Origin of the sequence: Rhizobium sp. NZLR1 (assembly GCF_017357385.1) — a bacterium.
Taxonomy (GTDB): Bacteria; Pseudomonadota; Alphaproteobacteria; order Rhizobiales; family Rhizobiaceae; genus Rhizobium.
The window spans coordinates 3,147,074-3,173,451 of record NZ_CP071632.1; the positions used below are offsets into that span (position 1 = coordinate 3,147,074).

The 26,378-nt window shown below is 60.8% G+C and carries 38 protein-coding genes and 1 tRNA gene; 16 read left to right on the forward strand and 23 right to left on the reverse strand.

Annotation, left to right across the window (positions count from 1 at the left end; genetic code table 11):
• Nucleotides 1-31 precede the first annotated feature (31 nt).
• Entirely contained in the window at nucleotides 32-742 is a 711-nt protein-coding gene (locus J3O30_RS15635) for a GntR family transcriptional regulator (RefSeq protein ID WP_207581189.1), read from the forward strand.
• Nucleotides 743-829: 87 nt separating this feature from the next.
• Here the strand turns inward: J3O30_RS15635 and J3O30_RS15640 are convergent, their stop codons facing one another.
• Both J3O30_RS15640 and J3O30_RS15645 read right to left on the reverse strand, forming a co-directional pair.
• Entirely contained in the window at nucleotides 830-1,243 is a 414-nt protein-coding gene (locus J3O30_RS15640; protein WP_207581190.1) for a DUF4174 domain-containing protein, read from the reverse strand.
• 116 nt (nucleotides 1,244-1,359) lie between these two features.
• Entirely contained in the window at nucleotides 1,360-1,743 is a 384-nt protein-coding gene (locus J3O30_RS15645) for a hypothetical protein (RefSeq protein ID WP_207581191.1), read from the reverse strand.
• Nucleotides 1,744-2,103: 360 nt separating this feature from the next.
• On the opposite strand from J3O30_RS15645, the gene J3O30_RS15650 reads away from it, so the two are divergent.
• The 3 genes from J3O30_RS15650 (at nucleotide 2,104) to J3O30_RS15660 (ending at nucleotide 3,346) form a co-directional block, all read left to right on the forward strand.
• Nucleotides 2,104-2,328, forward strand: coding sequence for a hypothetical protein (locus J3O30_RS15650; protein ID WP_207581192.1), 225 nt, complete (start codon nucleotides 2,104-2,106; stop codon nucleotides 2,326-2,328).
• Nucleotides 2,329-2,354: 26 nt separating this feature from the next.
• Nucleotides 2,355-2,594, forward strand: coding sequence for a DUF2934 domain-containing protein (locus J3O30_RS15655; RefSeq protein ID WP_207581193.1), 240 nt, complete (start codon nucleotides 2,355-2,357; stop codon nucleotides 2,592-2,594).
• Nucleotides 2,595-3,049: 455 nt separating this feature from the next.
• Nucleotides 3,050-3,346, forward strand: coding sequence for a GIY-YIG nuclease family protein (locus J3O30_RS15660; RefSeq protein ID WP_207581194.1), 297 nt, complete (start codon nucleotides 3,050-3,052; stop codon nucleotides 3,344-3,346).
• Between the two features lie 641 nt (nucleotides 3,347-3,987).
• Here J3O30_RS15660 and J3O30_RS15665 read toward each other — a convergent pair.
• The gene (locus tag J3O30_RS15665; RefSeq protein WP_207581195.1) at nucleotides 3,988-4,182 is read right to left on the reverse strand and encodes a hypothetical protein; all 195 of its coding nucleotides are present in this window, start codon (nucleotides 4,180-4,182) and stop codon (nucleotides 3,988-3,990) included.
• 124 nt (nucleotides 4,183-4,306) lie between these two features.
• On the opposite strand from J3O30_RS15665, the gene J3O30_RS15670 reads away from it, so the two are divergent.
• The 3 genes from J3O30_RS15670 (at nucleotide 4,307) to J3O30_RS15680 (ending at nucleotide 6,147) form a co-directional block, all read left to right on the forward strand.
• Nucleotides 4,307-5,032 carry a LuxR family transcriptional regulator gene (locus J3O30_RS15670; RefSeq protein ID WP_207581196.1) on the forward strand — a complete coding sequence of 242 codons (726 nt, stop codon included), beginning with the start codon at nucleotides 4,307-4,309 and terminating at the stop codon, nucleotides 5,030-5,032.
• A gap of 261 nt (nucleotides 5,033-5,293) precedes the next feature.
• Complete coding sequence (locus tag J3O30_RS15675; RefSeq protein WP_207581197.1) at nucleotides 5,294-5,959, forward strand: acyl-homoserine-lactone synthase; 666 nt, start codon at nucleotides 5,294-5,296, stop codon at nucleotides 5,957-5,959.
• Nucleotides 5,956-6,147 (forward strand): hypothetical protein, encoded by a 192-nt coding sequence (locus J3O30_RS15680; protein WP_003593249.1) that lies wholly within the window; start codon nucleotides 5,956-5,958, stop codon nucleotides 6,145-6,147. The genes J3O30_RS15675 and J3O30_RS15680 overlap by 4 nt, the downstream gene beginning before the upstream one ends.
• Before the next feature lie 133 nt (nucleotides 6,148-6,280).
• On the opposite strand, the gene J3O30_RS15685 is transcribed toward J3O30_RS15680, so the two are convergent.
• Entirely contained in the window at nucleotides 6,281-6,649 is a 369-nt protein-coding gene (locus J3O30_RS15685) for a response regulator (RefSeq protein WP_207581198.1), read from the reverse strand.
• 220 nt (nucleotides 6,650-6,869) lie between these two features.
• Between J3O30_RS15685 and J3O30_RS15690 the strand changes: the two genes are divergently transcribed.
• From J3O30_RS15690 to J3O30_RS33190, 4 genes are all read left to right on the forward strand, one after another.
• Nucleotides 6,870-6,945, forward strand: a tRNA-Ile gene (locus tag J3O30_RS15690).
• Between the two features lie 199 nt (nucleotides 6,946-7,144).
• Complete coding sequence (locus tag J3O30_RS15695) at nucleotides 7,145-7,843, forward strand: hypothetical protein (protein ID WP_207581199.1); 699 nt, start codon at nucleotides 7,145-7,147, stop codon at nucleotides 7,841-7,843.
• Nucleotides 7,844-7,942: 99 nt separating this feature from the next.
• Nucleotides 7,943-8,152, forward strand: coding sequence for a hypothetical protein (locus J3O30_RS15700; RefSeq protein ID WP_207581200.1), 210 nt, complete (start codon nucleotides 7,943-7,945; stop codon nucleotides 8,150-8,152).
• Between the two features lie 290 nt (nucleotides 8,153-8,442).
• The gene (locus J3O30_RS33190) at nucleotides 8,443-8,637 is read left to right on the forward strand and encodes a hypothetical protein (protein ID WP_246762677.1); all 195 of its coding nucleotides are present in this window, start codon (nucleotides 8,443-8,445) and stop codon (nucleotides 8,635-8,637) included.
• Between the two features lie 260 nt (nucleotides 8,638-8,897).
• Here J3O30_RS33190 and J3O30_RS15705 read toward each other — a convergent pair whose 3' ends face one another.
• Nucleotides 8,898-9,092 (reverse strand): hypothetical protein, encoded by a 195-nt coding sequence (locus J3O30_RS15705; RefSeq protein WP_207581201.1) that lies wholly within the window; start codon nucleotides 9,090-9,092, stop codon nucleotides 8,898-8,900.
• Nucleotides 9,093-9,341: 249 nt separating this feature from the next.
• Between J3O30_RS15705 and J3O30_RS15710 the strand changes: the two genes are divergently transcribed.
• Together J3O30_RS15710 and J3O30_RS15715 are read left to right on the forward strand one after the other, a co-directional pair.
• Nucleotides 9,342-9,488: a hypothetical protein gene (locus tag J3O30_RS15710; RefSeq protein ID WP_003593213.1), complete on the forward strand. Its 147-nt coding sequence runs from the start codon at nucleotides 9,342-9,344 to the stop codon at nucleotides 9,486-9,488.
• Between the two features lie 588 nt (nucleotides 9,489-10,076).
• Nucleotides 10,077-10,817, forward strand: coding sequence for an SIMPL domain-containing protein (locus tag J3O30_RS15715; protein ID WP_207581202.1), 741 nt, complete (start codon nucleotides 10,077-10,079; stop codon nucleotides 10,815-10,817).
• 116 nt (nucleotides 10,818-10,933) lie between these two features.
• Here J3O30_RS15715 and J3O30_RS15720 read toward each other — a convergent pair whose 3' ends face one another.
• The 4 genes from J3O30_RS15720 to J3O30_RS15735 all read right to left on the reverse strand — a co-directional run bounded on the left by J3O30_RS15720 (nucleotide 10,934) and on the right by J3O30_RS15735 (nucleotide 12,794).
• Nucleotides 10,934-11,293 (reverse strand): hypothetical protein, encoded by a 360-nt coding sequence (locus J3O30_RS15720; protein WP_207581203.1) that lies wholly within the window; start codon nucleotides 11,291-11,293, stop codon nucleotides 10,934-10,936.
• A gap of 175 nt (nucleotides 11,294-11,468) precedes the next feature.
• Nucleotides 11,469-11,774 carry a hypothetical protein gene (locus J3O30_RS15725; RefSeq protein ID WP_207581204.1) on the reverse strand — a complete coding sequence of 102 codons (306 nt, stop codon included), beginning with the start codon at nucleotides 11,772-11,774 and terminating at the stop codon, nucleotides 11,469-11,471.
• A 156-nt stretch (nucleotides 11,775-11,930) separates the two neighbouring features.
• Nucleotides 11,931-12,353: a secondary thiamine-phosphate synthase enzyme YjbQ gene (locus J3O30_RS15730; RefSeq protein WP_207581205.1), complete on the reverse strand. Its 423-nt coding sequence runs from the start codon at nucleotides 12,351-12,353 to the stop codon at nucleotides 11,931-11,933.
• 87 nt (nucleotides 12,354-12,440) lie between these two features.
• Nucleotides 12,441-12,794, reverse strand: a complete 354-nt coding sequence (locus J3O30_RS15735) for a DUF1428 family protein (RefSeq protein WP_207581206.1) — start codon at nucleotides 12,792-12,794, stop codon at nucleotides 12,441-12,443.
• A gap of 267 nt (nucleotides 12,795-13,061) precedes the next feature.
• Here J3O30_RS15735 and J3O30_RS15740 point away from each other — a divergent pair, with 267 nt between their 5' ends.
• Together J3O30_RS15740 and J3O30_RS15745 are read left to right on the forward strand one after the other, a co-directional pair.
• Entirely contained in the window at nucleotides 13,062-13,547 is a 486-nt protein-coding gene (locus tag J3O30_RS15740) for a hypothetical protein (protein ID WP_207581207.1), read from the forward strand.
• 70 nt (nucleotides 13,548-13,617) lie between these two features.
• Nucleotides 13,618-13,968 (forward strand): YidB family protein, encoded by a 351-nt coding sequence (locus tag J3O30_RS15745; RefSeq protein WP_207581208.1) that lies wholly within the window; start codon nucleotides 13,618-13,620, stop codon nucleotides 13,966-13,968.
• Between the two features lie 46 nt (nucleotides 13,969-14,014).
• On the opposite strand, the gene J3O30_RS15750 is transcribed toward J3O30_RS15745, so the two are convergent.
• From J3O30_RS15750 to J3O30_RS15760, 3 genes are all read right to left on the reverse strand, one after another.
• Nucleotides 14,015-14,683 (reverse strand): DUF922 domain-containing protein, encoded by a 669-nt coding sequence (locus J3O30_RS15750; RefSeq protein WP_207581209.1) that lies wholly within the window; start codon nucleotides 14,681-14,683, stop codon nucleotides 14,015-14,017.
• A gap of 3 nt (nucleotides 14,684-14,686) precedes the next feature.
• A complete protein-coding gene (locus J3O30_RS15755) occupies nucleotides 14,687-15,907 on the reverse strand; it encodes an MFS transporter (protein ID WP_207581210.1) in 1,221 nt (406 codons plus the stop codon).
• A 164-nt stretch (nucleotides 15,908-16,071) separates the two neighbouring features.
• Nucleotides 16,072-16,791, reverse strand: a complete 720-nt coding sequence (locus J3O30_RS15760; protein WP_207581211.1) for a Crp/Fnr family transcriptional regulator — start codon at nucleotides 16,789-16,791, stop codon at nucleotides 16,072-16,074.
• Between the two features lie 130 nt (nucleotides 16,792-16,921).
• Between J3O30_RS15760 and J3O30_RS15765 the strand changes: the two genes are divergently transcribed.
• Complete coding sequence (locus J3O30_RS15765) at nucleotides 16,922-17,167, forward strand: hypothetical protein (RefSeq protein WP_207581212.1); 246 nt, start codon at nucleotides 16,922-16,924, stop codon at nucleotides 17,165-17,167.
• A 213-nt stretch (nucleotides 17,168-17,380) separates the two neighbouring features.
• On the opposite strand, the gene J3O30_RS15770 is transcribed toward J3O30_RS15765, so the two are convergent.
• The 11 genes from J3O30_RS15770 to rpoD all read right to left on the reverse strand — a co-directional run bounded on the left by J3O30_RS15770 (nucleotide 17,381) and on the right by rpoD (nucleotide 26,350).
• The gene (locus J3O30_RS15770; RefSeq protein WP_207581213.1) at nucleotides 17,381-17,614 is read right to left on the reverse strand and encodes a hypothetical protein; all 234 of its coding nucleotides are present in this window, start codon (nucleotides 17,612-17,614) and stop codon (nucleotides 17,381-17,383) included.
• A 61-nt stretch (nucleotides 17,615-17,675) separates the two neighbouring features.
• Nucleotides 17,676-18,074 (reverse strand): DUF427 domain-containing protein, encoded by a 399-nt coding sequence (locus tag J3O30_RS15775; RefSeq protein WP_207581214.1) that lies wholly within the window; start codon nucleotides 18,072-18,074, stop codon nucleotides 17,676-17,678.
• A gap of 79 nt (nucleotides 18,075-18,153) precedes the next feature.
• Nucleotides 18,154-18,846 carry a phenylalanine--tRNA ligase beta subunit-related protein gene (locus J3O30_RS15780; protein ID WP_207581215.1) on the reverse strand — a complete coding sequence of 231 codons (693 nt, stop codon included), beginning with the start codon at nucleotides 18,844-18,846 and terminating at the stop codon, nucleotides 18,154-18,156.
• Nucleotides 18,847-18,849: 3 nt separating this feature from the next.
• The gene (locus J3O30_RS15785; RefSeq protein WP_207581216.1) at nucleotides 18,850-19,749 is read right to left on the reverse strand and encodes a DMT family transporter; all 900 of its coding nucleotides are present in this window, start codon (nucleotides 19,747-19,749) and stop codon (nucleotides 18,850-18,852) included.
• A 79-nt stretch (nucleotides 19,750-19,828) separates the two neighbouring features.
• Nucleotides 19,829-20,635, reverse strand: a complete 807-nt coding sequence (locus J3O30_RS15790) for an AraC family transcriptional regulator (RefSeq protein WP_207581217.1) — start codon at nucleotides 20,633-20,635, stop codon at nucleotides 19,829-19,831.
• 62 nt (nucleotides 20,636-20,697) lie between these two features.
• Nucleotides 20,698-21,426, reverse strand: coding sequence for an APH(3') family aminoglycoside O-phosphotransferase (locus tag J3O30_RS15795; protein WP_246762765.1), 729 nt, complete (start codon nucleotides 21,424-21,426; stop codon nucleotides 20,698-20,700).
• Between the two features lie 56 nt (nucleotides 21,427-21,482).
• Complete coding sequence (locus tag J3O30_RS15800) at nucleotides 21,483-21,644, reverse strand: hypothetical protein (RefSeq protein WP_207581219.1); 162 nt, start codon at nucleotides 21,642-21,644, stop codon at nucleotides 21,483-21,485.
• A gap of 94 nt (nucleotides 21,645-21,738) precedes the next feature.
• Nucleotides 21,739-22,857 (reverse strand): DUF930 domain-containing protein, encoded by a 1,119-nt coding sequence (locus J3O30_RS15805; RefSeq protein WP_207581220.1) that lies wholly within the window; start codon nucleotides 22,855-22,857, stop codon nucleotides 21,739-21,741.
• A gap of 36 nt (nucleotides 22,858-22,893) precedes the next feature.
• On the reverse strand, nucleotides 22,894-23,613 hold the full coding sequence (locus tag J3O30_RS15810) for a DUF930 domain-containing protein (protein ID WP_207581221.1): 720 nt from the start codon (nucleotides 23,611-23,613) through the stop codon (nucleotides 22,894-22,896).
• A gap of 178 nt (nucleotides 23,614-23,791) precedes the next feature.
• On the reverse strand, nucleotides 23,792-24,085 hold the full coding sequence (locus tag J3O30_RS15815) for a GYD domain-containing protein (RefSeq protein WP_064839863.1): 294 nt from the start codon (nucleotides 24,083-24,085) through the stop codon (nucleotides 23,792-23,794).
• Between the two features lie 207 nt (nucleotides 24,086-24,292).
• Entirely contained in the window at nucleotides 24,293-26,350 is a 2,058-nt protein-coding gene (gene rpoD, locus J3O30_RS15820; protein WP_207581222.1) for an RNA polymerase sigma factor RpoD, read from the reverse strand.
• Nucleotides 26,351-26,378 lie beyond the last annotated feature (28 nt).

Below are 26,378 nucleotides of genomic sequence, written 5' to 3' on the forward strand. Positions count from 1 at the left end.
TATGGTTTGCCCGCCATCAGGGAATGATTTCATGAAATCCGCCGCCACGGCTCAGCAGGCCGAAGAACCCGCCGAAACCGGCGCGCAACAGATCCGCGACGCCATTCGCGAGGCAATCGTCGAACGCAGGCTTTCGCCCGGCACCAAGCTTTCCGAAAGCGATGTCGGCAATCTTTTCAATGTCAGCCGTACGCTCGCCCGCGCCGCTTTGCAGGCGCTCTCCTATGAGGGCCTCGTCAACGTCGAAAAGAACCGCGGCGCCTTCGTTGCCTATCCCTCGCCTGAAGAAGCCCGCCAGATTTTCTCAGCCCGCCGCCTGGTCGAGCCCGGCCTGTTGCGTGAGGCAGCGGCGCGGATCACCCCGGATGACCTCAGAGATCTGAGAGAGCTGTTGCTGGAAGAGGGCCGGCTGATGGGCGAGCGTGGCCAGACGGCGCGCCGCGCCGAGATCAAGGCATCCGGCGATTTCCACTTGATGCTGGCGGTCATATCCGGCAATGCGATCATGCAGCGCTTCATGGAGGAGCTCGTTGCCCGCTCGTCCCTGGTGATCGCGCTTTACGGCCAGTCGACCGCCTCGAGCTGCGGCCATTCCGAACACGGCGAGATCATCTCGGCAATCGAAAGCAACGAACTGGACCGCGCCTGCGAGCTGATGCTGCATCACATCGCCCATATCGAGGGCGATCTCGACCTGCGCGAACGCAAGAGCCTCGGCCTCAAGGAAGCCTTCGAACTTTAAGAGTGACCGTCGAGCGATACCCAGGCAAGACGTCGGACGCGCGGCTTTCGCCACACTCCGTGTCGCGTCAAGCGGAGTGTCGAAACACTACCAAGGCGTCTGCTTCGGCAGCATTTCGAAGGCCGCGAAGATATCCTCGGCGGTCCGCGGCTCGCTCGAGCGCAGCTTCACGGCGCCGTCGCGGCCGACCAGGATCAGCCCGAACGCGCCGGATGGCGGCCCCTGCAGCCGCTCTCTGACATCGTCGGCATCGAGTTCGGAGCCGTCGTCGAACAGCGAGAAAGCACCGCCGCCGGCAATGATGAAAACCTCGACATCTTCCTCGATGAGACGCATATGCGCGTTCCGCAGCCAATCGTCCTGGATGACGGCGCGGTCGTCCTGCGCATCGGCGAAGATGATCAGCACGCGCTTTCTGTCGCGAAACTGCTCGAGCGATTGCGGAAGCTCCGGCGCGCGCCGCGGAGCGCCGATGATTTCATGAACGATGGATTTCAGCATGATGCTCATTCCTCACCCGCACTGGCGGCGGGCCTGCCGGTAAAACGGCTGGCAATGGGCGAGGTTCCGCCAGGAAGCGGAAAAGGATCGCGGCCATGGCCGCGATCCTCATCCAGTCAGTCGCGGTTCTGTTCTTCGGCGGTGCGAGCCGAAACGGCGACGAGATCAACCGTGCCATTGGCAAGAAGGCGCTTGCGCACCAGCACGCGCATGACACGCGCCGCCGTCGAGAAAGTCATCTGGTCGAGCGGGCCTTCGCCCTCCCACGGCTTGGTCAGCCGTTCGGTAACTGCGCCGACGATATTCATCGGCACGATATCTGTGCATTCGCGCATCGCTTCGAAAACGAAGCCGATGGGGATGACCCGTCCTTCGTAAGTCACGATCGGTTCGGTCAGTTCGCTGTCCCATTCCTCGAAGGCATAGAGCGCTTCGCGAAACAGCTGCTGGAGGGTAAACGGCGCATGGCCGTCATGAAGTGGCGGCAGGGCATTCATCATGTCTGTCTCCTCTTGATGGGTTGAAGCCAAAGTCCTCCGGTATCGGTCGCGCCAACGCGGGGAACGGAACGTTTTTGCTGCCCCTGCGAACCGATTAACACGATTGATTCTATAGACTAACGCGCCGGGGTAAAGCCCATTTATCGGCGATCCCGGAAGCGAATTCCATAACGCGCTGATATTCTTGCATTTTTTAGTTGAAATTTTCCCCGCGTCGACCGTTCTTGAAAATCTATGTCGCAGCTCCAGATTGCCCCGCAATGGCACGACCGCGCGAAAAAACGCTGAAAATTCACGGAACTTTTGTCGCTGTAATCTGTTTTGTTCTCACATTTGAAAAACAGTCTGGGGTAATCACCAATGACGCAAATCCGTGAACCGGAGCGCCGAAGCAGGATCCTGCGCGGCCGGCCCTACAGCCTTGATGAATTCGCTTCCAAATATGGCCTGCTGAGCGATCAGGCCGAAAGCCTGTTCACCCGCTTTGGCCCCTCCTCGATCGAACTCGACCTGCTGATGGCCGCCAAGCGCCGCCTGCCGGTTCGCCACGACAGACCAATTACTCATGACAGAATTGCGGAATAAACACCTTTAACGAATGGAATGAATAGATGAGCAACAGACGCCACGAATGGATCAGCAAAAGAGCTTACGCGATCTGGGAAGAACAGGGCCGCCCGCAAGGGCGTGATGACGATCACTGGCGCCAGGCGGTTGCCGAACGCAATGCGTTGGAACGCACCCAGGCCTCCGTTGATGGCCGCGAGGTGCTGGTGAAGTTTCGCCCGAAGCCGCAGCGGCCGGAAATGCCATGCCAGGACTGGGCCAATCCATCGACAAAGGTCGGCTGATCTTTTCTGCGGAGCGCATCCCTTGCCAAGAAGCCCCCTGTGGCCGGCCTCGTCCTTCGAGGCCTCTGCGGGGCACCTCAGGATGAGGTCGGAGAGAGGCGCGCTTGCCTCATCGGAGAACGCGGCGCTTGCCGCCGATAGTCTAACAGCAGGCACAACAGCTAGCCCTCATGGTGAGGAGGCCCGCAGCCTCATCCACATCGCCACATTAATCGCCAGTGGCCGGCCTCGTCCTTCGAGGCCCCGGTCGGGGTACCTCAGGAGGAGGGCGGAGAGATGTGCGGCTTGCCTCACCGGAGGCCGCCGTGCCTCCGATAGTCTGGCAGCAGGGCGCAACAACTAGCCCTCATGGTGAGGAGGCCCGCAGGGCCGTCTCGAACCACGAGGGCGGGTGGCGGGGCACTCACGGCGCCGCACGATTGCTGCCCACTCGCTCCCCATGCTAGCCTTCCACCATGGAAGTCACCGTTTATATCCTCCGCTGCAGCGACGGCTCGTATTACACCGGCCTCACCAAGCAGGAGATCGAGGCGCGTGTCTGGGAGCACAATGCCGGGACCTATGACGGCTACACTGCCAAGCGCCTCCCGGTCGAACTCGTCTTCACCGAAACCTATGACCGCATCATCGACGCCATCGCCCGCGAGCGGCAGATCAAGGGCTGGTCCCGCCGTAAGAAGGAGGCGTTGATTGCCATGGATTACGAGGCCTTGCCGGAATTGTCCAAACGCGGGCCAGTCGAGGCCAAGTGAGCGCGCGTGGCCGGTGGCCGACCTCGTCCTTCGAGGCCCCTGCGGGGCGCCTCAGGATGAGGGCGGAGAGAGGGCGCGGCCAGCCTCACCGGAGGGCGGAGCGAAGCTGAGATCCGTCGACCAAGCCAAAAGCACTCCGATCACCCACTAGCCACACGGCACCACGACCAGCCCTCATCCTGAGGTGCGCAGGCCAGAGGCCGGAGCCTCGAAGGGCGGGGGCGGGTGATAGCCGCAGCTCCCATTACCGGAGGAGATAGCGGTGGCCGGCCTCGTCCTTCGAGGCCCCTGCGGGACACCTCAGGATGAGGGCGGAGAGATGCCGCGGCTTGCCTGAGCGGAACGAGGGTGTAGCGCGTCTGTCGCGCGGGAGGGTCCGCAATGGCACAGTGCAACCGCTTCCCCGGACACTGGAAACGCTTCATCAAGCATATTGACACAAATCCATGGAATACGGGCTTTCCGCTTACCCGCCTGCGACATTGCCGCTCGACACTTTCTTCGCAAAATCGGAAACGGATAAGAATGAAACGTGGTCACTCGCGGGACACGGATTTTATCTCGCCGCGGCACCAATTCCGGTGCCCGGCCGATCCTGTAATATCGGGAAAAGCCTGAAACGCCCGCCAGGGCAGGCCATGTCAGAAAGCGTTGTTTTCCACGCAAAGCGCCCGGTGGACCTCGGTCCAGAACAGCGCCAGCGGCGTGTCGCCATTGCGTTCGGCAACGAGCGCGCGGATCAGCGCTTCGGAGCCTGCCATGTCCTGCCAGCTGGATTTCAGGCCCTTGGCGGCCTGTTGGCATTCGGCAATCTCGAATGGTCTTCTGCTGTCCATATGAGGTCTCCTCGTGGAAAGGCGCTAGCAGACGGAGCCTGGATTGTCATTCCCCGCATATGTGGGGATGCCTTGTATTTATGACGGTCCTCGCGGTAGGATTGAGGGAATTGGGGCAGTGGAAATGACTGAGAATACCTATAGCGAAAAGTTCGAGTCGGCTTTCGAACAGATCAAGGCTGCGGCCAATGTAGATGGCGCCATCCGCGTTCTGCAGGCGGAATATGGCCTCGATTTCGTCACCTACCACCTCGCCCAGACGATCGCCAGCAAGATCGATTCGCCCTTCGTGCGCACCACCTATCCGGATGCCTGGGTCTCGCGTTATCTCCTGAACAGCTATGTGAGGGTCGATCCGATCGTCAAGCAGGGCTTCGAACGCCAGCTGCCGTTCGACTGGAGCGAGGTCGAGCCGACGCCGGAGGCCTATGCCATGCTTGTCGACGCCCAGAAGCACGGCATTGGCGGCAACGGCTACTCCATTCCCGTCGCCGACAAGGCGCAGCGCCGCGCGCTTCTGTCGGTGAATGCCCGCATACCGGTCGACGAATGGACCGAGCTGGTCCGCCGCTGCCGCACCGAATGGATCGAGATCGCCCATCTGATCCATCGCAAGGCGGTCTACGAGCTGCACGGTGAGAACGATCCGGTGCCGGCATTGTCGCCGCGCGAAATCGAGTGCCTGCATTGGACGGCGCTGGGCAAGGATTACAAGGATATCTCGGTCATCCTGGGCATTTCCGAGCACACGACGCGCGACTATCTGAAGACCGCCCGCTTCAAGCTCGGCTGCGCCACGATCTCGGCCGCCGCCTCGCGGGCCGTGCAATTGCGCATCATCAATCCCTGAAGCGCGTCGCGCGTCTTTTGAGACGGGCAAAGGATGCTGTAACTTCGAATCCTCGCATCGTGCTTTCCGAAAATCGTTTCCGATTTTCGGGCCGGTGCGCCAGGTCGTCGTTTGGCGCATGTCGTTGTCGCAAAACCGCGGCACAGTTTTGCGCGACATGCTCTGCCCCCCTCATCTGAGGGGGCCCATCTGAGGGAATTTCCGATCCGGCCCGTCTGAACCATTCTGCTCTCCACGAACTTGCAAACGCTGGAGGGCAAGATGTTTGTAATCATTCAGGCTCACGAATATCAGAAATACGCTGCCGTACTTGATCAGATGTTTCGCCTGCGCAAGCAGGTTTTCGCCGATACGCTCGGCTGGGACGTTCCCGTCGTCGGCCCTTACGAGCGCGACAGCTACGATGCGCTCGCTCCCGCCTATCTCGTCTGGTGCAACGACAGCCGCACCCGTCTTTATGGCGGCATGCGCCTGATGCCGACGACCGGCCCGACCCTTCTCTACGATGTCTTCCGCGAGACTTTTCCGGATGCCGCCAATCTCATTGCGCCGGGCATCTGGGAGGGCACGCGCATGTGCATCGATGAGGAGGCGATCGCCAGGGATTTCCCGAATATCGACGCCGGCCGCGCCTTCTCGATGATGCTGCTGGCGCTTTGCGAATGCGCGCTCGATCACGGCATCCACACGATGATTTCCAACTACGAGCCCTATCTCAAGCGCGTCTACAAACGTGCCGGCGCCGAAGTGGAAGAACTCGGCCGCGCAGACGGTTACGGCAAGTATCCCGTCTGCTGCGGCGCCTTCGAGGTGTCGGACCGCGTGCTGTGCAAGATGCGCGCCGCCCTCGGCCTGACCCTACCCCTTTATATCAGACACGTGCCGGCCCGCTCGGTCGTGACCCAATTCCTGGAGATGGCAGCATGAACCGCCTCGCTGAAACCGCAATACAGAAAGATATCGGCGCCTTGGAGCGCCACGTGCTCGCCTCCCGCGACATTGCCACGCAGATAGGGGATCCCTTCCTCTCCTATCTCCTCTCGATGGCGCTGTTCACGATCTACGAAAAGAAGGCTCACCACGAGAACGAGGCGCTGAAGAGCAGCTTCAGCTGAGGGCGCGACCCCCTCCGCACGCCCGAAGACCAGCATGTCTCCCGGCGCCTCGCGCGCAGCCGCAAAACCGTCCCCGTTTTGCGGCTGCGCGCCCAGTCATGTCATGGGGAAGTCCTATCACCAAGCAATCCAGTCACGTCATCAGCGAAGCGATCGTCGAGATCAGCGCGTCGTGCATGTAGGGCTTCGGCAGGAAGGCGGTGTTGGCCGGCAGCGCCATGGGGTCCAGCCGCACCATGCCCGAGGTGATGATGATGCCGATATTCGGCCGCATCGCCCTCACCCGCTTGGCAAGCTGGATCCCGTCCATCGAACCTGCCATGTTGACGTCGGTGAACAGGATATCGACATCCTGCCTGCCCTTCAGCACCACCAACGCCTCATCGGCATTTGCCGCCTCCAGCGCCACATGGCCGACATCTTCAAGCACATCGAGGACAGTGAACCGGATCAGCGGCTCGTCCTCGACGATAAGCACCACGGCACTGTTCAACGCCACCATCTGCGACCGCCCTCTTCATCGAATCCAATCTCTGTAATTGCCGCCCGCGCGAGAAGGTTCCAGTACCGGCGCCCACGAAATATGCACCGTCCACAGATGCTTGCGCTCTGCGCTTGTGGCTCCCTGCAATTTGCGTTAGAGCGAACCGATGCTGTGGGAACCATTGCCCCGGCATCCAGGCGCCGGCCTCCGGCGCCAAGGCGCCCACCACCGGCGTCAAGGGCCTGTAGCTCAATGGTTAGAGCCGGCGGCTCATAACCGCTTGGTTGGGGGTTCGAGTCCCTCCGGGCCCACCATTTTTCCCAAAGATCGGCTGACAACTTGGTTAGCCACCCACTGTTTACGCCACGTTTCATCACCGAGGCTGGCTATCAGATTTTCCTCACGCTGCGAATGATGGGGCACGTGCCGAAAAAAGCTGTGACCAGATTTGCGACCCACTTCATGTTGCCGGTTCCGCTACAGTAATTTTCACCATCTTACGACGAGGCGAGCATGTCAGAAATTCTTACGTCCATCAGAGAATTAGGTACTTGGCTTGGAAGTGAATTCTGGTCCGCACTGGTGGGGGCAATTGTGGGCGGCCTAATCGCACTGTTCATTCAAAAGCAGGAACAAAACGCGGCGCGCAGGGAACGTAAAGATGATCGAAGGATGGAAGCAAAAAGCCATGGATATTCGCTTCTTTTTAAAGTGATCTCTATCCACTCATCGCTCACTAATATCAAAAAAACTATCGATGATCGGCTCGCGCTAGCAAAGCGCGAGAAGATAGAATTGATATCCGCTGTTCTTCTTCCGATAGCAAACCTTCCAACCCCCGTCGAATTTTCACCAGCTGAGATGGCGATGCTATTGTCCTTGAAGAACGACGATGCGTTCAACGCAGTTGTGTCGTTAGACAAGATCCACAATTCGATTATCCCAATCTGGACAATATACGACGCCAAGAGAGCGGCGATCCCGACGCAGAGTGAGAACCACGTTTTCGATAAAACTCAAGGCAGAGGGAAATTCGACATAATGCAGGGCAGCCACTTCGAAGCATCGGTATATGAGATCGAAACTTTAGCAAATGAACTCGTCAGGCGGGCGGAAGTAGACTTTTTGGACGCCGACAAAGCAATGAAGATGCTCGTCCCACTGCTGAACGATCGGCTGAAACTTGGTGTGGGCGTCACAAACAAACGATGATACGCGCATGATCAGTCCGATCGTCGAACCACCTGCCTTTCGACAGAAGTTGTGCTACTTATTAATGGATGTCGTGGTTCTCGGGAGGGGTAGCAATTCATGGTCGTGCACAGGGATATGACTAGCGACGAATGGAAGTGGCTTGTGCGCCTCTGCCAACACGAAGCGGATAGCATTCCGAAGGAAATCGAAGCGCGGTTTACCGAGCTTGGTCTGTTCGGGCCGAATGGTCTTTCGGACAATGCCAGGAATCTGGTTCAAAATGAACTGCTGGCAGAGCGGCGGAACAGACTGCAAGGGCTTCACTGAGTGATAACCTTGGACGCCAAGCAGGCGTCCAAAGCGGTGATGTTCATTGCGGCACGGCCCAAGCCGGAAAACCGACTATCTCGGCGGCGGCGTTTCCTAGAGTGGCTATTTGGAGAGCCAATGGGCTCCCCAACAGGTTTTCCGGGTTAGGCTTAGCCCTCGGGTGAAGCTGGCGAAGGTTTGTCAACAAATAACGAAATCTTGATCGACAAGCACAGTTATCGGAATGCCTCATCGACCCTAGTTGTCAGGAATACAAGGACACTCTTTGGGCAATGCTGGATGGTCACATGTTTCAAACTCGCAAACTATTGGCAGCCATGACAGCCGTCTTCGTCATCTCCATGTCGGCATCGTCCTGCACCACGAGCTCACATGACTCGGTGCAAACGGGCTCGGTCGGGTATACCTCTCACAGCGCTGATTTTGCCCTCCGGCCCGCCTGCCGCAATGGATTCGGCAACGATCGTCCGTGCAGCTATTAGCGCTGGAAATGCGGACGCCAGTGCCGTGATAGCTCCATTGGTCGGTGCCGCATCTTTCGGCACGGCATGCTTGTCAGACGGAAAAGTGGAGCCGCCGGCTGCAGGCAGTTGGCTGTAATTGCCCAACAATCTCCGCTTGCTCGGTCCATGGGAAGCCAGTCGTGGATTGGGCCATAGGGGCGATGTGGGGCGAAACATAGGCTACCGCCACGACAGCATCAGACTGACTTCGTCCAACGACATGGTGCTCAGGACTCTTCCTAATAACTACAAGAACGCCCGTCGCTAGGTCTGAACCCGCCCCCGCAGGCCGGGTTGAGCGGGCGACTCTCGTGATAGTAACCGTCGCCGATCGAAGAGGTCTGGTCGAGGCTTCCGGACGACGTGCAGGCCGACGTGATCGTTGCAAGGCTGATCAGCGTTCCGGTCGCGATAAAGGCGAAAAATCGGTTCATCTGAGCGTCTCCTTCGGAAGGGCGTGATTTCAGCCCAAGAGGGCAATCTACCACGCGATGACGGGTGTTTGTGAGGATTTAGAGCGGTTGGCCGCCTCGGCGGCCCCGCCTAACGCCAATGTGATCGCCTTTCACCTGCCTCCGAGCCATGCACTGTCGCATAACTGTCATGTAAAATTGCCCATTGCGATGGCAGCTTGGGCAAAATATATGCTGCCGGCTAACAAAAAAAAGAATGAGTGAACTGCCATGAGTGCCCTGCATAAACTTTTCAACCGCAATCTCCTGACCCGTTTCGTGACCGGTCTCGGTGCGGTTCCCCAGCGTTTTCGCGACGCGCGCGAAGAGCGCAAGCCTGCGATCCATCCGTCGTTTATGGATGATTTCGGCGCATAAAGCGCGCCGCGAAGCCGTCTGCGGCTTCTGATCAAGAAATAGGCAATTCCTTCCGGAACTAGGACCAGTCGACAGGCCGGCCTTCGGCGCCTGCGAAACCGTGGAACTGCAGACCAAGCCGGTGAAAACCGTGCCCAGGATGGAGAGGGTATGCCGTGGTCGCCCCCCTCTGCCCTGCCGGGCATCTCCCCCACAGGTGGGGAGATCGGCAAGTGGCTAGGCCTTCCTACCTCTCTTCCGTTGCGTCGTTCTGCGACGCCAATTGTCTGGGGAAACCAGTGCGTCTAGGCGATCTTCCCACCCGTGGGGGTCCGAAGGACGGGTCGAGACCCGCGGCTCGACCCCGGGCCCGACAGGGCAGAGGGGCTGACACGGCACACTCTCCGTTACTCGCCAGCGCAGGACGCGTTCTCTTTCACTCCCTGTTGAGCCGAATGTTGCAGCCGACCGCTGAACGGGTTTTGAGTTCCACCCACGCATCCCGCACATTTTTCTCCCGATGCGCCTCCGCCCTTCCTTTCCGCCGCAATAGCTTCACAATCAACCGACAGAAAGTGGTTCCGGGAAACGACAACTAGGGAATGAAACATGGCGCCGATTCTCTCCAAAACTATTCTGATGACTACCCTTCTGGCTCTGCCGCTTGGCAGCGCAGCGCCCGCATTGGCGCAGGAAGCAAAGCCGCGCGAGGCGGTGATTTCGGTGACCGGTGATGGCGAATCGGCCATCGCTCCCGATATGGCCGTCGTCAATCTCGCTGTCGTCAAGCAGGCGAAAACCGCCCGCGAAGCGCTCGACGAGAACAACAAGGCGATGAACGAGGTGCTTAAGGCGCTGAAGGACGGCGGCATCGCCGAGCGCGATCTGCAAACCTCAGGCTTTTCCATCCAGCCGCAATACAACTATCCGCAGCCGGTCGATGGCCAGCAACAGCAGCCGCAGTTGATCGGCTACCAGACCATCAATTCGGTCACCGTCAGGCTGCGCGATCTCGCCAAACTCGGCCAGGTGATCGACCAGTCCGTCACCCTCGGTATCAACCAGGACGGCGACATCCAGTTCACCAACGACAAGCCGGAAGCAGCCCTCGAACAGGCGCGCAAGAATGCCGTCGCCGAGGCCGTCAAGAAGGCGAAGACGTTGAGCGAAGCCGCTGGCGTCAAGCTCGGCCGGATCATCGAGATCAACGAGAACGTCCCTCGCCCGATGCCGCAGCCCGCCTATCGCGCCACGATGATGAAGGAAGCTTCCGACGCTGCCGTTCCCGTCCAGGGCGGCGAGAACAGTTACAATGTCAGCGTCACCGTGACCTTCGCCATCGATCAGTAAGCATGACAGCGCCGCGCGTCCTTCAGACGCGCGGCGCTGTCAAAGAATTACACAAAAAGAAAACCGCCCTTGCCGATCCGGGAGACTGGCAAAGGCGGTCGGTATTCTAGTTGATATCAGCGACGCAGAGCGGGGCAGCCGCGGACGTTGCCGAAGCTTATCTGGTCGGGGCCGCGACGTGTCCAGCCCTGGACGATGACGCGGCGCGGCGTGACGTCGACGACGCGGGCGCGGCGGAAGCCGAAATCGCGGGCCATATCTTCAGCGAGACGCGGATCGCAACCGCGCGGCCGGCGATCGTAGCCCAGAGGCGGACGGTCGTAGCCGGGCGGCGGACGGCGGTAATCCCGCGGCTGATCACGATCCTGATCGCCGATAATGATATTCAACTGCGCGGCGGCAGGCGCCACCGTGCCGGCAAGGGTGCCGGCTGTCAGCATGGCGGCAAGACCCGCCTTTGCCAAAAACTGCATCATCTAAAAACCTTTCGTTTGAAAGTCGGTGCGGCCGAGCCGCCCGCCTATTACTCCGCATTCCGCCGAAGCGTCATTTGGGAATCACCCATACGGGCTAGAGAAGAGACAAGTGAAAGTGTCGCCGTCAAGGCAAAAGCGGCCGGCAAGCGCCGCTTGGACGTTTGCCGCAGGGTGCTTAACGCCGGATCAGCGGGCAGCCGCGGACATTCGCGAAGGTGATCCTGTCCCAGCCGCGACGCTCACGCCCCGCAACGACGACGACGCGCGGCGACATGCGGGTGATGCGGGCATCGCGCAGGCCGAAGTCGCGCGCCTTGCGCACCGCATGCATCGGCGAGCAACCGCGGATCGGACGATGGTATTGCGCTTCGGCGACGAGGTTCGTCTGCGGCCCTGCGGCTGCCGCGGTGGAAGCCGTGACCGGAATGGAGCAGAGGGCGAGCAATGCGGCAAGCGAGGCTTTGGCGAGCAAATGCGTCATGGGGTGTCTCCGTCGATTTGTTCTTTGTCTTTACGCATGTCGTTATCGCGCGACATGCTCGAACTCTCCCTTCAGGGATTGTTTCGACAGTAGACGCTGCAAACTGAATGGCATTCGAACCGCGCATTCAGTTTTCATTCAGAAGGATTAATCCTTTCAGGCACTGAGATGCAGGACGATTTCGCGCCGGTGCGGCCGGTCGCGATGTTCGAACAGATAAAGGCCCTGCCAGGTGCCGAGCATCAGCCGCGCCCTCGCGACGGGGATGCCGATCGAAACCTGAGTGAGCGCCGCCTTGATATGCGCCGGCATGTCGTCCGGCCCCTCGGCCCTATGCACGACCCAGCCCATCGCGGGATCGGAGGCCGACGGCACGAGGCGGCGGAAGAAGGCGAGAAGATCGGTTTGTACGTCGGGATCGGCATTTTCCTGGATCAGCAGCGAACAGGAAGTGTGCCGCACGAAGACGGTGAGAAGCCCCTCCTCCTGCCCGGCCGCTCTGACGAAAGCCTCCGCCTGGTCGGTGAATTCGTAAAGTCCCTGCCCGCGTGTGGCTAGTGTAAGGACCGTCTGCGGCAAGGCGCTCTCCCGTCTCGGAGTGATATCCCCGCGAGTTGGCGCGTCATGGCGGCCAAGTCAATGCCTCGAAAAGCGGGAGCGCCGGCATCAGAGCCTGAGCAGCGTCTCGAAGCCGCCATAGATCATCCGCTTGCCATCGAACGGCATCTGCCATTGGTCGCCTTTGAGCCTGGGATCGGCCATCACCTTGGCATTGATATCGTCGCGCTCCTGCCGCGACCGATAGACAATCCAGGAAAACACCACCACCTCGTCCTCTTTGGCTTGCACGGCGCGAGGAAAGGAGGTCAGCGTGCCATAGGGCACGTCGTCGCCGATGCATTCGACATATTCGAGCGCGCCATATTCCTTCCAGATCGACCCGGCGAAGGCCGAGAATTCCTTATAGGCTTCGATATTCTCCTTCGGCACCGCCACGATGAAACCATCGACATAGGACATTGCACGCCTCCTCCATCTATCTCACGCTGACGGGAGAAATAGGAGACCAGTCGGGTAGTTCCAGACCGACCGACCGTTCACCCGATCGAAAGCGGGCTGGCAACACGGCTGTATCGAAATTTACTGATTTATTCTCCACTTATATAATGAACGCCTAAAATTTGACAGTATTGCTCCGCGATCTAATGTTACCTGACAGCACCCGCCTACGCGGCGTGTGCCCGCGTTCAGGCGTCGACATCAATACAGCTCTTGGAGGATGTATTCATGATCAAACTTGCTTCTATCGGAACAGCCGTCGCCCTTGGTATCGGAGCATTCACCTTCGCGTCTCACGCGAATGCGCTGACGATGAACGAATGCAGCGCCAAATACAAAGCGGCACAAGCGGCCAACAGCCTGAATGGAATGAAGTGGAACGATTTCCGTAAGGCGCAGTGCGGAACCGATGCCGCGGCAGCACCTGCGGCCACAGCACCTGCTGCGGGCGATGCCAAGAACGAAGAGCCGACGATGGCCAATACGGACAATGCATCCGAACCGCCGGCAACCACGACCAAGGCTCCGAAGGGCGTGGTCTTCCCCACCAAGGTCTCGGCGAAATACGCAAGCGAGACCCCGGGTAAGGCGAGAATGCATACCTGTCTCGATCAATACAAAACCGACAAGGCCAATGACAGCCTGGGCGGCCTCACCTGGATCAAGAAGGGCGGCGGCTATTACAGCATCTGCAACAGCAAACTCAAGTCCTGACGTCTTTTCGCTCGGCTATCACAGGCGTCGCCACGCGGCGGCGCCGATCACGATCTACACGGAGGATGCGATGAGTCTCTTTGATAATTTGGGCGGCATGCTGAGCAAGGCGATCAGCAACCATCCGGGCGGCCTCGGCGGACTGATGTCCGATGCCTTTTCCCAATTCGGCGGCCTGGACGGCGTGGTGACGAAACTGAACGACGCCGGCCTCGGGTCGCGTGTCAATTCCTGGCTCGGGCGTGGCGAAAACCAGCCGATCACCCCAGACGAAATCCGTTCCGCACTCTCGAACGAATATCTCGTCTCGCTTGCGCAGAAGCTTGGCGTGCCGACGGACCAGGTGGCGAATATCCTCGCGCAACACCTGCCGGCCGCGGTCGATCAGGCAAGCCCGGACGGCACGATCCGGACGCCCTGAGTCTCAACACGCCATAGCGGCCTTCCCTTGGCACGCTTCGGCCCGATCAGGGCCCATTGACCAGCTTGAGGATGAGCTGCTGGATATTTCCGCCGTCGCCGAGTTCGATCTTGTCGAAGTCGCGGCCGCTCTGGCGTTGCCTCATGGAAATCTCGCCGAGGCGGCGCGTCAGCTCGATCCGGATCTTCTTGCAGTCGGGATCATCGGCGACGGTGAGGCCGATGCTCATCGCCTCGATTTCCCTGACCATCGCCTTGATGGTGTCGCCATGCACCCGCTCATGGGCGTACACGCCCGTAATGAAGGCATCCCAGCTGCTTCTAACGGCAGGCGCCAGCGCTGCCGATGGCTTCGGCAGCGTATAGGTGATGATGAGCTTCGGCCGGTTGGTGATGATGACGCAGGCATTGCCCTGCGGTTCGTATTTCCGGGTCCATGTCAGCTTGAACGTCGTATGCGCGATCGCCCGGCTCGCGCCGGCTTCAGGCCCCCGCGCCCCGATCGATTCGTAGAGTTCGGCGCCGGTCGTTCCCGATATCGAATAGGGCCGCACCTCTTCCACAGCCTGCCAATCGGCCAGCGCCACGACCGGCGCCGATGCGAACACGGTCGCGAGCACACAGGATAGAAAAACTTTCGTCACGCGCGGTCCCCGCCGAATAATGTTTCGGGCGAACCTAACGGCGGCCGCCGCTGCTTTCAACGCACCAGCCATGCATCAGCCCTGCAGCGTCTTGACCTTGGTCAGGTCGGGGAAGAGCCGCACCCACAGGAGCACCACGATAACAGTGCCGAGCCCGCCGACGATGCCGGTGGCGACGGGACCGAGGGCTGCCGCCATCATGCCGGATTCGAATTCGCCGAGCTGGTTGGAGGTGCCGATGAACAGCGAGTTGACGGCGCTGACGCGGCCCCGCATCTCGTCCGGCGTCAGAAGCTGCACCAGCGAGCTGCGCACGACGACGCTGACCGTATCGGACGCGCCGACGACGAGCAGTGCGGCGACGGAAAGCGCGATATTGGTGGAGAGTGCAAAGACGATGGTGGCGACGCCGAATACCGCAACGGCGGCAAGCATTTTGCGCCCAACATTGCTTTCGAGCGGCCTGCGGGCCAGCACGATCGACATGGCGAGCGCGCCGACCGCCGGTGCGGCGCGCAAGAAGCCCAGTCCCCAGGGGCCGGCATGCAGGATATCGCTGGCAAACATCGGCAGCAGCGCGGTTGCGCCACCGAGCAGCACTGCGAAGAGATCGAGCGAGATGGTGCCGAGCATCACCGGCCGGCTGCGGATGAAGGAGACGCCGGCAAAGACCGAGGCAAGCGTCACCGGCTCGCGCTTGGCAGGCGCCCATTGCATGCGGATCGAGATGACGTTGACGCTCGCGACGGCAAAGAGCAGCGCCGACACGGCAAAGGGCGCGACCGGGTTCAGCCCGTAAAGCAGGCCGCCGAGTGACGGGCCGATGATCAGCGCCGTCTGCATCAGCGAAGTGGAGGTTGCGACCGCCTTTTGCAGCATCGAGGCCGGCACGATATTCGGCAGCAGCGCCGCCATGGTCGGCCGCTCGAAGGCGACGACGGCGCCGAGCACCGTGACCGCGACAAGAATGCCGGCTGGCGTCAGCCATTGCTGCCAGGTGGCAACCGCCAGCACCAGCGCCGTCACCGACTCGATCACCTGGCAGACGAGGCCGATGCGCCGCCGGTCGAACCGGTCGGCGACATGGCCGACGACGAAGGTCAGCAGCGCCATCGGCAGGAACTGGCAGAGGCCGACGAGGCCGAGCGCAAAGGCGCTATGCGTCTGGTCATAGATCATCCAGCCCATGGCAATGCCGATGGACTGGAATGCAAGCGAGGAAAACACGCGGGAGGCAGCGAAGTTCAGATAGCCTGGGTGGCGAAGAACGCTCCGCGGGCCTTGGGATATGTCCATTGCGATGTCACCGGCAGGCCGCGGCTGCGCCAGCCTTCTTGGGAGTTCTGGGAAGGTCGGAACGGTGTTCTGCCCCGATACGCTGTTTGTCAATCGGAATGCGCTGGCGCGACCCGGTTACGCCATACGGGGCGCCGCATGACGCAAGCTTAATCCCGGGCGCTTTAGCGCGGCTCACTGTGGATGCTGAGATAGGCGGGATCGAATTCGGCGATTTCCTGCAGGCGCTCCCAATCGACGATGGTGATCGTCCGGTTCTCCCAGGTAAACACCCCCTCGCGCCGCAGCGCCTGCAGCGTCTTGTTCAGATGGACGACGGAAATGCCGAGCACGTCGGCCATCTCGATCTGCGTCAACGGAAACTGGAAGCTGGCGCCCCGCGTCCGCTCGACGACCTGCAAGCGCACGAAAAGCTCGCAGACGAGGTGGGCGATCTGAGCCCGTTTCGAGCGCCGGCCCATGGCGACGATCCATTCCCGGTGAATGGCGCCATCGATCAGCGTATCGAGCCAGAGCAGCCGGGTCAGATGCGGCATGCGCTCGGTGATCGCCCGGAGATCGCCATGATCGGCGAAGGCGACATGACAGGCCGAGAGCGCAACGATGCCGTGATCCATTTTCTTGAGGGGAAAGGCGTGCAGGTCGACGAAATCGCCGGCGACATGCAGCGCGGTGATCTGGCGGCTGCCATCGGCCATCACCTTGTAGCGCGCGGCGAAACCATCGAGCAGCAGCGTGCTGTAGGGCGGCCGGCTGCCTTCGGCGACAATATCCTCTCCGGCAGCAAAGTGCCGGTCCTTGACCAGGATCGACCTGAGACGGTTTTCCTCCTCGGTCGACAGCACATCGCGGCTTCCAAGGTTGAGCAGCAGGGCTTCAATCACGAGCTCGTCCGTCGAGTTCGAAAGAGGGGATCATGACGATGCGACCTGTATTTTCTATAGGAATCAATGCCTGGCCTCGGGAACAATTGTCTTCATCTGTAATTTCCCCCTGTGACGCACAGGAAAGAACATGGCTCGCTATTTTTTCGATCTGCATAATGGCGAAGGTCCCACACGCGACGAGCACGGCACCGAGCTCAGATCGCGCGAGGACATTTCGAAAGAGGTGACCCGCATCCTGCTGGATGTGGCCCGTGACGAACTGCCTGCGGGTGATCGCGCCGTCATCGCCGTCACCGTTCGCAACGAAAGCGGCGACCCGGTGACGGTTGCCAGTCTCGTCTTCAACAATGAATGGCTCGACGTCTTGCGGTAGCGGCAACGGTTTCAGGGTTGCCGCAGGTCTCCCGCACCAATCCCACTCGGTCGCCGCGACGCTTAGGCTCTTTTTTTATGCATGTCGTTCGCCCGGAACCGCTGCACACCTCCGGGCGACATGCATTAAGACCCGCCTCCACCGCTGGCAATTAAATTTGACATAGTCGCGCCATTGCTCTGACAAACATCGCAAGCAGCATTCCGGCCTCGGCTATTTCGCGATTTCCTCGAGAATCAGCCGGATTTCCGCAAGCGGCCGCCGGCTTTCGTCGAAGAGTTCGACCGACAGCATGTTCAGAGGTTCCGCCGGCAGGCCTTCGGCGGCCATCTCGGCGAGCACGCGCCGCGCCTCCGCTTTGGCGGCCTCGATGGAGGCGAATTGATATCCGGTCTCGGTCGCCCCGACACCATCACGATCGAGGAGCTGAAAGTAGAATTTAGGCACGACACATCCCCTGCTAGAACACGCTAACGATCCCGCGGGCAACATGTTCCGACTGCCGTGATCAGAAGGTGCCGGCTTCCGGTGAAGCCATTTCCTCGATGCCGTCGACCCGGTCGGGATAGAAGGCGAGATGGTCCTTGATATTGCTGACCGCGGCATTCGGCGCCTCGTACGTCCAGACCGCATTCTTCGACCGATCGCCGCCCGCAATGATACTGTAATAGGCGGCATCGCCCTTATAGGGGCAATGGCTGGTATGGTCGGTGCGCTGCAGCAGCGCCATGTCCACATCCTTGCGCGGAATATACTGCACCGGCGGATAGGAGGCTTCGCGAAGCGTCAGCGCATCGTGGCTATCGGCAATCACCTTGCCGTCAAGCGTGACGACGACGCGGGAGGGATTGTGTTCTACGGTGATCGGATGATCCGGCCCCGGGATCTTGATCGATTTGTCTGACATAGGGTTCGCCTCCAGGAAATGTCGATGCCGTGGAGATAGGGTGGGCATGCGGTTCGTCCAAGGCCTGAAACGCCGGCATCTAGAATTCGAAAAGCGGTGATCTCAGGCTCAGCATCGCCGTTTTCGGCGCCGCCGGCCAGTGACGTGTCAGTGCATCCGCGAGCGTTTCGATCAGCGTGCCGATATCCTCGGCCGCGGAGGCATGCAGGGCCTCGGCAACGATCAGCACCGAGTGCGTCGTCTGCCGCACCGCCGAAAGCCCGCTCTGCCGGTTCGTCCAGCGCCGAGCATGCGCCCTCTCCGCACTGTCTGCGAAAATCACTTCGTTCGGTTCCGGATGTTCGATTTCGCCGCCGAAGGTAAGATAGGTCTCGTGGCCCCCGGCTCGCCGGACCTCGAGATCATCAGTGATCTTCTCGGTGTCGAAGACGGCAATCGGAATGGCGAAGGCGAGCGATATCGCATTGCAGAGATCGATCAGCGGATGCAGGCGCGGCAGGCCATGCTCCTGGCGGAAGCGGCGCAGCAGCGCTTCGGAGGCCGAGCGATATTGCGTCGGCTTCAGCCCCATTCGGGAAAAACCGCGCCGCCACGCCTGGATTTCAGGAAACTCGCCTTCCGGCGCTGCGGCCAGCCGGGCCTCGGCAATCGCGCCGAAGCTGGCGATCGCCGCCTCGACATCAGCATCCGCATGGATACTTTCCACATGAAGCGCACCGGCGCGAAGCTCCGGAAAGTCCTGCCAGATGGAATCGGAATGACGGAATTGCATGGCCTATCTCCCTCCGGATATTTTCAGCGCCACCCGGCTGTCGGCAAGGGCAAGCCCGAGCACGGCCGCCAGCACGCAGGCGATGCCGGCGATCTGGTTGAGCCCGACCGGCTCGCCGAGGATGAGGAAAGCCAGCATGACGGCGGAAACCGGCGCGAGCGCCGTGAAGAGCGCGGCTTCCGTGCCGCTTACCCTTGCCGCACCGGCATACCAGAGCAGGAAGCCGCCGACGGTCGGCACCAGCGCATAATAAACGACGGCAACGACAGCGCCTGCGGAAATCCCCGGCGCGAAAGGCGCTTCGAACATCGCGGGTATGGCGGCGATGATGAGGCCGATACCGGCCATCAGCGTCGACTGGACAAGCGGCGCGATCTCCGCCCTCAGCCTTTTGTTCAGCAGGATGAACAGCCCCTCGCAGACGACGGCGCAGAAGATCAGCGCATTGCCGGAGAATGATCCGCCTGAAGCATCCGGGCTGAAGGCGATCGAACACACGCCTGCCGTCGCCAGCGCCACGGCAACAAGCAGAGCAGGCTTCGGCCGCTCGCCAAGCAGCAGGATGGAAATACCAGCCGACACCACCGGCAGCGTGCCGATGATCACGCCGGCATCGGCCGCCGAGGTCAGGCTGAGGCCGGAAATCAGCAGCGTCGTATAACCGACGCTGCCGGCGCCAGCCTGAATGGCGAGGATCAGACAATCTTCCTTAGAGAGTTTCGGCAGCCGCGCGCCGGTCAGGCGCATTGCCGCCAGCAAGATGGGAAAAGCCAGCGCGAAGCGCAACGCCGTGGCGCTGAACGGCGCCACGCCGGACGCAATCAGCTTGCTGGCGATCACCGTGCTTCCCACCGTCAGCATGGCCAGCCCCAGATAGAGATACCCTTGAACCTGTCTCGACATTCAGCGCCTCCTGTTGGAAGCGCCGAGAAAACAGCAATGACGTGTCCGGGTCTTGAACGAAATTGCAGGCGGGGGATCTTTAGAGAAAGCCGCCGGCATAAAGGCTGGGCGACAGGCCGTATTTGCGCACGAAAACCCGCGTCATGTGGCTCTGATCGGCAAAGCCGCTGGCAAAGGCGGCTTCCGCAAGCGGCGTTCCCTGAGCGATCAGCCGCCGGGCGATATGAATGCGGGCCTGGACGAGATAGGCATGCGGCGTCAATCCCGTCGCCTTGGCAAAACCGCGCAGCACCTGGAAACGGCTGAGCCCGCTTTCCTCGGCGAGATCGGTCAGCGAGACCGCAGCAAGAGGATCGTCATCGATCAGCTCCCGCGCCGCACGGATCGACGCCGGCACCGGCGGCCGCTCTGCGCTACAGCCGCGCTCGCACATGACATCGGCGACGAGCTGCAGAAGCAATTGCTCTGTGAGCAGCCCATCCGCCGCCCTAGCCCCGGTCACCACGCCAAACAAAGCTTCGAAGCGGGCGGCGATCGCCGCATTGCGGATGACCGGGTAAGGGATTTCCTGCCGCCCTGCCCCACCCTCGTCGATCTCGCGCGACAGGCCGGCAACGATCTCGGGATCGAAATAGAGGATGCGCCACGATCGCCCTTCGCCGATCGGCGCGCCATCATGCACCTCGTTCGGATTGACCGTGATGATATCACCGGCCTCGGCCTCCACCACGCCACGGCCGCTGAGCGATTTCTGCGCCCCTGATGAGACGAGGCCGATGCCGAACTGCTCATGCGTGTGCCGGGAGAAACTGTGATGCGTTTCCGCTTCCACCGCTTCGACGCCCGCCAGCGCCGAGCGCAGCATCCTGAATTGGGTTTTTGCCATCATCTGCCCGCAGGTCCGATCGCAGGCCACTCTGCCAGCCGCAGAGCATTGACGCAATCGACCTAGAAGAACTCGTCGAGCAGCTGATAATAATCGAGCCTGGCCGGATCTGTGGCCGGTATGCCGTATCGATCGAGGAAGGGCTGCACCAGCGCCTCGCCGAAATTATAGGCGATGCTGCGGCAGGCGAGCGCGATATCCTGATAGCGGTCGGCGACACCAAGCCGGCTGCAGTCGATATAGCCGGAAAAACCCTCTGCCGAAGCGATGAAATTCGGCAGGCAGGCATCGCCATGGGTGACGACGAGATCCTCGCGGTCCGGCCTTCTGCTCTCAAGCTCGGCAAACAGCGCCTGGGCACTTTTTCCAAGCCGCGCCTCGCCGAAATCGGTCTCGTCGACGATGCCGGCCTGCATCCGCGCTTTCGCCACCGCAATGCGGCTCTCCAGCCGGTGATCGAAGGGGCAGAATGCGATCGGCAGGCGATGCAGGTCGAGAAGGGCCGCCGCCAGCAGTTCGACCCGTGCCAACGGCGTCAGTGTCGATGCGCTGGCAAGATCACTCCCCGCCAGCGCGCTGATCAGCAGCCGGTTGCGCTCGCCATCGCTCTCATGGGCGATCACCGCAGGGCATGGCAGACCGCAGCCCCTGAGCCAGCTGAGCCGCGTTGCTTCATCGGCAAGCTCGCCGAATGGCCCCATCGCCTCGCCCTTAAGGTAGAGGACCGGCAAGCCCTCACCTTCCAATCGGAAGACGCTTGCTGCGGAACGACCAAGCGCATCCCGCTCCATCCGGTAGCCGGACAGCCGTGCCCCAAGCGATCCAGCCGGCAATCTTTCAGAAAATGTCAATGAATGGTGCCGGCAGGCGCGGCTTCCAGAAGGATTTCGAACGCCTCTTCCAGAGCCGCCACCAGAATATCGGTCAGCTCGTCGCCCTTGTTCTCCAGGAACAGTGCGCTCACGGCTTCATCCTGACGCTCAAGAAAATTCTCGATCTCGTTCGACATATCATTGTCCTCTTCTGCACCGTATCATCACGGCCATGAGGAGAGGCTAGATGCGGTTCCTTGCGCGTGGCTTATTGCCGGCGAGTTTCCAAATTCAATCAGGAAGCCCCCGACTTTTCCACTGGCTGCGCGGAATTGCTCCGCTGACATCATGGGCAAAAGAGACAACCTTCGTAGCGTCTTCATCCACTTCGCAACGAAAGTGTACATCGTACCAGCCTTCAGCTGTGCGGAAGGCGGCTCGAAGGTCGAGGACAGTGCCGCGTGACAAACCCTGACTAGGTACAATAGTTGGCTGAAAGCTTGGTGAAGCGTGGATCAGCTGTTGCTGGAGTTCGCTTCTGCAAAGCTGGGCAACACGTTTAGCCCGCGGCACGCCATTCATCGCGATTTTCGCCACGGGATCATCATCGGCGGCCTGCGAAAACAAGGTCTTTGCTTTCACGAGATCGTCCTTTACTGCGTCCGTTTTCGTCGGCTCAGTAGGCTTCGGTTCGGGCGGCTTGAGCACCTCGATATCGGTTTTGGCTTCACCCGTCGCTTCTGCACGAGGCGCATTGCGCTCAGGAGAAACGTCGACCGCTGCGACCTCGGGAAGTTGTACATCGTCAGGAACCGGCCTTGCCGGAGGCGTTTCGGTCTGCAGTTTTCCCGCTGAAGCCTCTGCAGGCGCCTCTTCCGGCTTCGCGCCGTGCTGGGGCGCCGTCGTCGCGGGCTCTATCTCACCCTGAGAAGAATTCCCCGCCGGCGATTTTTTCGGTCCGCTATTCCTATCGCCGAACTCGAAAACAGGATTCATGCTCGGCAAGGGGGCCGCGGGCTTGACTTGCTCTGACGGCTTATTTTCAGCGGGTGGCGGTGGCGGTGGCGGAGGAGGAGGAGGTGGTGGCGGAGGTGGCGGTTGCTTCTTCGCCTGTTCCGGCGGCTTCGGCTCCGGTGGTTTTTCCTCGGGCTTGGGCTCCGGCTTCTTCTCCTCCGGCGGCGGGACGAGCTCGACCTTCACGCTTTCGTCTTCGGCAGGTTTCGGCTCGATCTTCGGCAGCCCAAAGATCAGAAGCGCGACAAGGGGAACATGCAGAAGCACGGACGCGACGACACCCCAGCGGATTTCGGGCCGCTGCTTTCTCGTTTCGTGCTGCGTTTCCGCCGGTACAACGTCTTCTTCTGTCACAGCAGCGATGTGGCCTTTAAAGCGGGCAGCATCAAGCCACAAAAGAAAAAAACCGCGTGATCACAGCCGCGGTTGGTGTCATTGGTCGGCGGCCCCGTCGTCGGCCACCAGATCATGCGCCTGCCATTCACCTTGCGGAATGGCATCGCCGACCAGAAAGGCAAAGGACATAACCTTGCCGGAGCCGGCATCGAGCCCGCATTGGAACTGAATGTTGTACCACGCCCTCTTGCTACGGAAGGCGCCGCCTCTCACCTCGACGCTGTTGCTGCTGACCTTCTCCGGGGCCATCGCATAGGGGGCGAGCGTATCGGGCCGCATATCCGGCCGCGCGCGGCGCACCTGCTCCAGCGCCTCGAGGTCGCAGAGCTGCAGATTGCGCTCGCCGCCAGCAAGGCCACGCACCGCCTCGCGGGCGCGCCGGCTGCGCGGATCGGCAAGCACTTTGTCGGAAAAAAGCCGGCTTGCCGCGACGAATTCAGCCGGCTTTGGCACCAGTGGAGCGATTGGTGTCACAGAAGGTATTGCCGCAGCAGCGGGATTATTCGCAACCGGCGCATCCCGCTCGGCCTCGGGCTTTGCCTGTTCCGGCGAAGGCGCCTTGACGAGCTCGGGCGTTTTCAGCGATTCCACGGGCTGCGGAACGATCTCCACCGAGAGACCGTCATCAGGCAATGGCGGCGGCTCGGCCTTCGGCAACAACAGCAGAAAAAGCAGGAGCGCAGGGGCATGCAACGCAAACGACGCGGCCGCGCCCCGCTGGATCTCGCCATCCCATTTGCCCGCCGCCAGTTCCATCGGTCAGCAAGCGGCAATCGGACGATCGATGACGATCATGAAACTGAGGCGCGCGTTCATCATGAAGTTTGCCGAAAAATCGGGCCGGTAGCCCTGCCGCGGAATTTGAAGCACGACCTGACACTGCCAGCACAGCCGAAGCCATGCAACAGGCAAAATACACAATCATTAATTGCATTCAGCCGAGCGAGCCGATAAGATCCCGATAGGCCGCTTCCGGGAATGCCTTCAGCGTCTCGGTCCGCACATTGCCGCCCATGGCGAGCGAGAGCGTAAAATGCGCCATCACCGCGTCATCGGGCGCCTCGCAGACGGCAACCATGTCATGCCCGCCCATCGTCAGGAAGAACTGGTTGAAGGAGCCGCCGACGCCGGCGAGCAATTTCTTCGCCGCGTCCAGCCGCTTTGTCGAGTCGCGAACGTTGCGAATGCCCTGATCCGTCCAATCGATCAAAAGAATGTAAGTGGTCACGTCGCACCTCCCAACGGAGGATTGGCCTACGCAAGCCTACGTCGACCTCGTTCGCGCGTCGCGATCGATCCTTCCCCCGTGGGTCGGGATTATAGCCTTGTCACCACTAAGGGACAAGAAAGCCATCGTGATCATTGGTGTTAATCACAAAAGCAAAAGCCGGGCATGAAGCCCGGCTTTTCCAATCATAACGGCGCCGTCGAAGCTTTAGCTGTCGAGGAACGAGCGCAGCTTTCTCGAGCGGCTCGGATGCTTGAGTTTGCGCAGCGCCTTCGCTTCGATCTGGCGGATACGTTCGCGGGTGACCGAGAATTGCTGGCCGACCTCTTCGAGCGTGTGGTCGGTGTTCATGCCGATGCCGAAGCGCATGCGCAGAACACGCTCTTCGCGCGGAGTCAGCGAGGCGAGGACACGGGTCGTCGTCTCGCGCAGGTTCGCCTGGATGGCGGCGTCGATCGGCAGCAGTGCGTTCTTGTCCTCGATGAAATCGCCGAGATGCGAATCCTCTTCATCGCCCACCGGGGTCTCGAGCGAGATCGGCTCCTTGGCGATCTTCAAGACCTTACGGACCTTTTCGAGCGGCATGGCGAGCTTTTCGGCCAGTTCTTCCGGCGTCGGCTCGCGGCCGATCTCATGCAGCATCTGGCGCGATGTGCGGACGATCTTGTTGATCGTCTCGATCATGTGCACCGGAATGCGGATCGTGCGGGCCTGGTCGGCGATCGAACGGGTGATCGCCTGGCGGATCCACCATGTCGCATAGGTCGAGAACTTGTAACCGCGGCGGTATTCGAACTTGTCGACCGCCTTCATCAGGCCGATATTGCCTTCCTGAATGAGGTCGAGGAACTGCAGGCCGCGGTTCGTGTATTTCTTGGCGATGGAGATGACGAGGCGAAGGTTCGCTTCGACCATTTCCTTTTTGGCGATGCGCGCTTCGCGCTCGCCCTTCTGCACCATATGCACGATGCGGCGGAATTCCGAGATCGAAATACCGGTTTCCGTCGCCAAGTTTTGGATTTCCTGGCGGATGTCGCGGATCGTCGTGTTTTCGCCCCTGGCGAATTCCTTCCAGCCGCGGGCGGCCAGATTGCCGATCGACTTCATCCAGTTCGGATCGAGCTCGGCGCCCTGATACTGCTCAAGGAAGGAGTCGCGCTTGACGCCGTAGGATTCGGCCAGACGCAGCAGGCGGCCCTCGTTGGAAACAAGGCGCTTGTTGATATCGTAAAGCTGCTCGACCAAGGCGTCGATGCGGTTCTGGTTCAACGACAGCGACTTGACGGCCTTGATCAGCTCGTCCTTGAGCTCCTTGTAGCGGCGCTCCTGGGCGGTCGACAGCGTGCCGGATGCCGACAGGCGCTGCTCGACCTGCTGGTCCTGCAGCTTGCGCAGCTTCTTGTAGGTCTCGGCGATCGTATCCAGCGTCTCCATCACCTGCGGGCGAAGCTCGGCTTCCATCGCCGCCAGCGAAAGGTTTGATTCGTCCTCGTCCTCTTCCTCCTCTTCGGGGGGCAGGCCCTCGCCGCCGACATCGGTAATGTCGTCGTCGCCGGAGCGGGCGCGGCGGGTCTTTTCCTTCTCTTCAGCGGCCTTGCGGTCGGCCTCGATCTTCTCGGGGCTCTGGAACTGCGGCGCAGCCTTGGCTTCAGGACCGGAATAGGTCGTTTCGAGATCGATGATCTCGCGCAGCAGCGTCGTGCCTTCGTTGAGTTCGTCGCGCCAGATGATGATCGCCTGGAAGGTCAGCGGGCTTTCGCAGAGGCCTGCGATCATCGTTTCGCGGCCGGCCTCGATGCGCTTGGCGATGGCGATTTCGCCCTCGCGGGAAAGAAGCTCCACAGAGCCCATCTCGCGCAGGTACATACGCACCGGATCATCGGTACGGTCAGTCGGTTCTTTCTTCTTGGCGGTCGCGAGCGCCGTGCCGCTCGAAGGCGCGAGTTCGCCGCCTTCGCTCTCCTCGTCGGAACTGGCGTCGTCATCATCGCCGCCGCTGGAAGCACCGGCTTCCTCGGCTTCTTCGTCCTCGATGACGTTGATGCCCATATCCGAAAGCATCGACATCGTGTCTTCGATCTGCTCGGACGTGACTTCCTCGGACGGCAGGACAGCATTGAGCTCGTCCATCGTCACATAGCCGCGCTTCTTGGCGGCCTTGATCATCTTCTTGACCGCGTCGTCGGAAAGATCGAGAAGAGGGCCGTCGGTTGCGCTGTCGCGTTCGACTTCCGCGTCTTCGTTCTCTTTGACCTTGGTTGCCATTTATATCGTCGCCTTCCTGACGCTATCC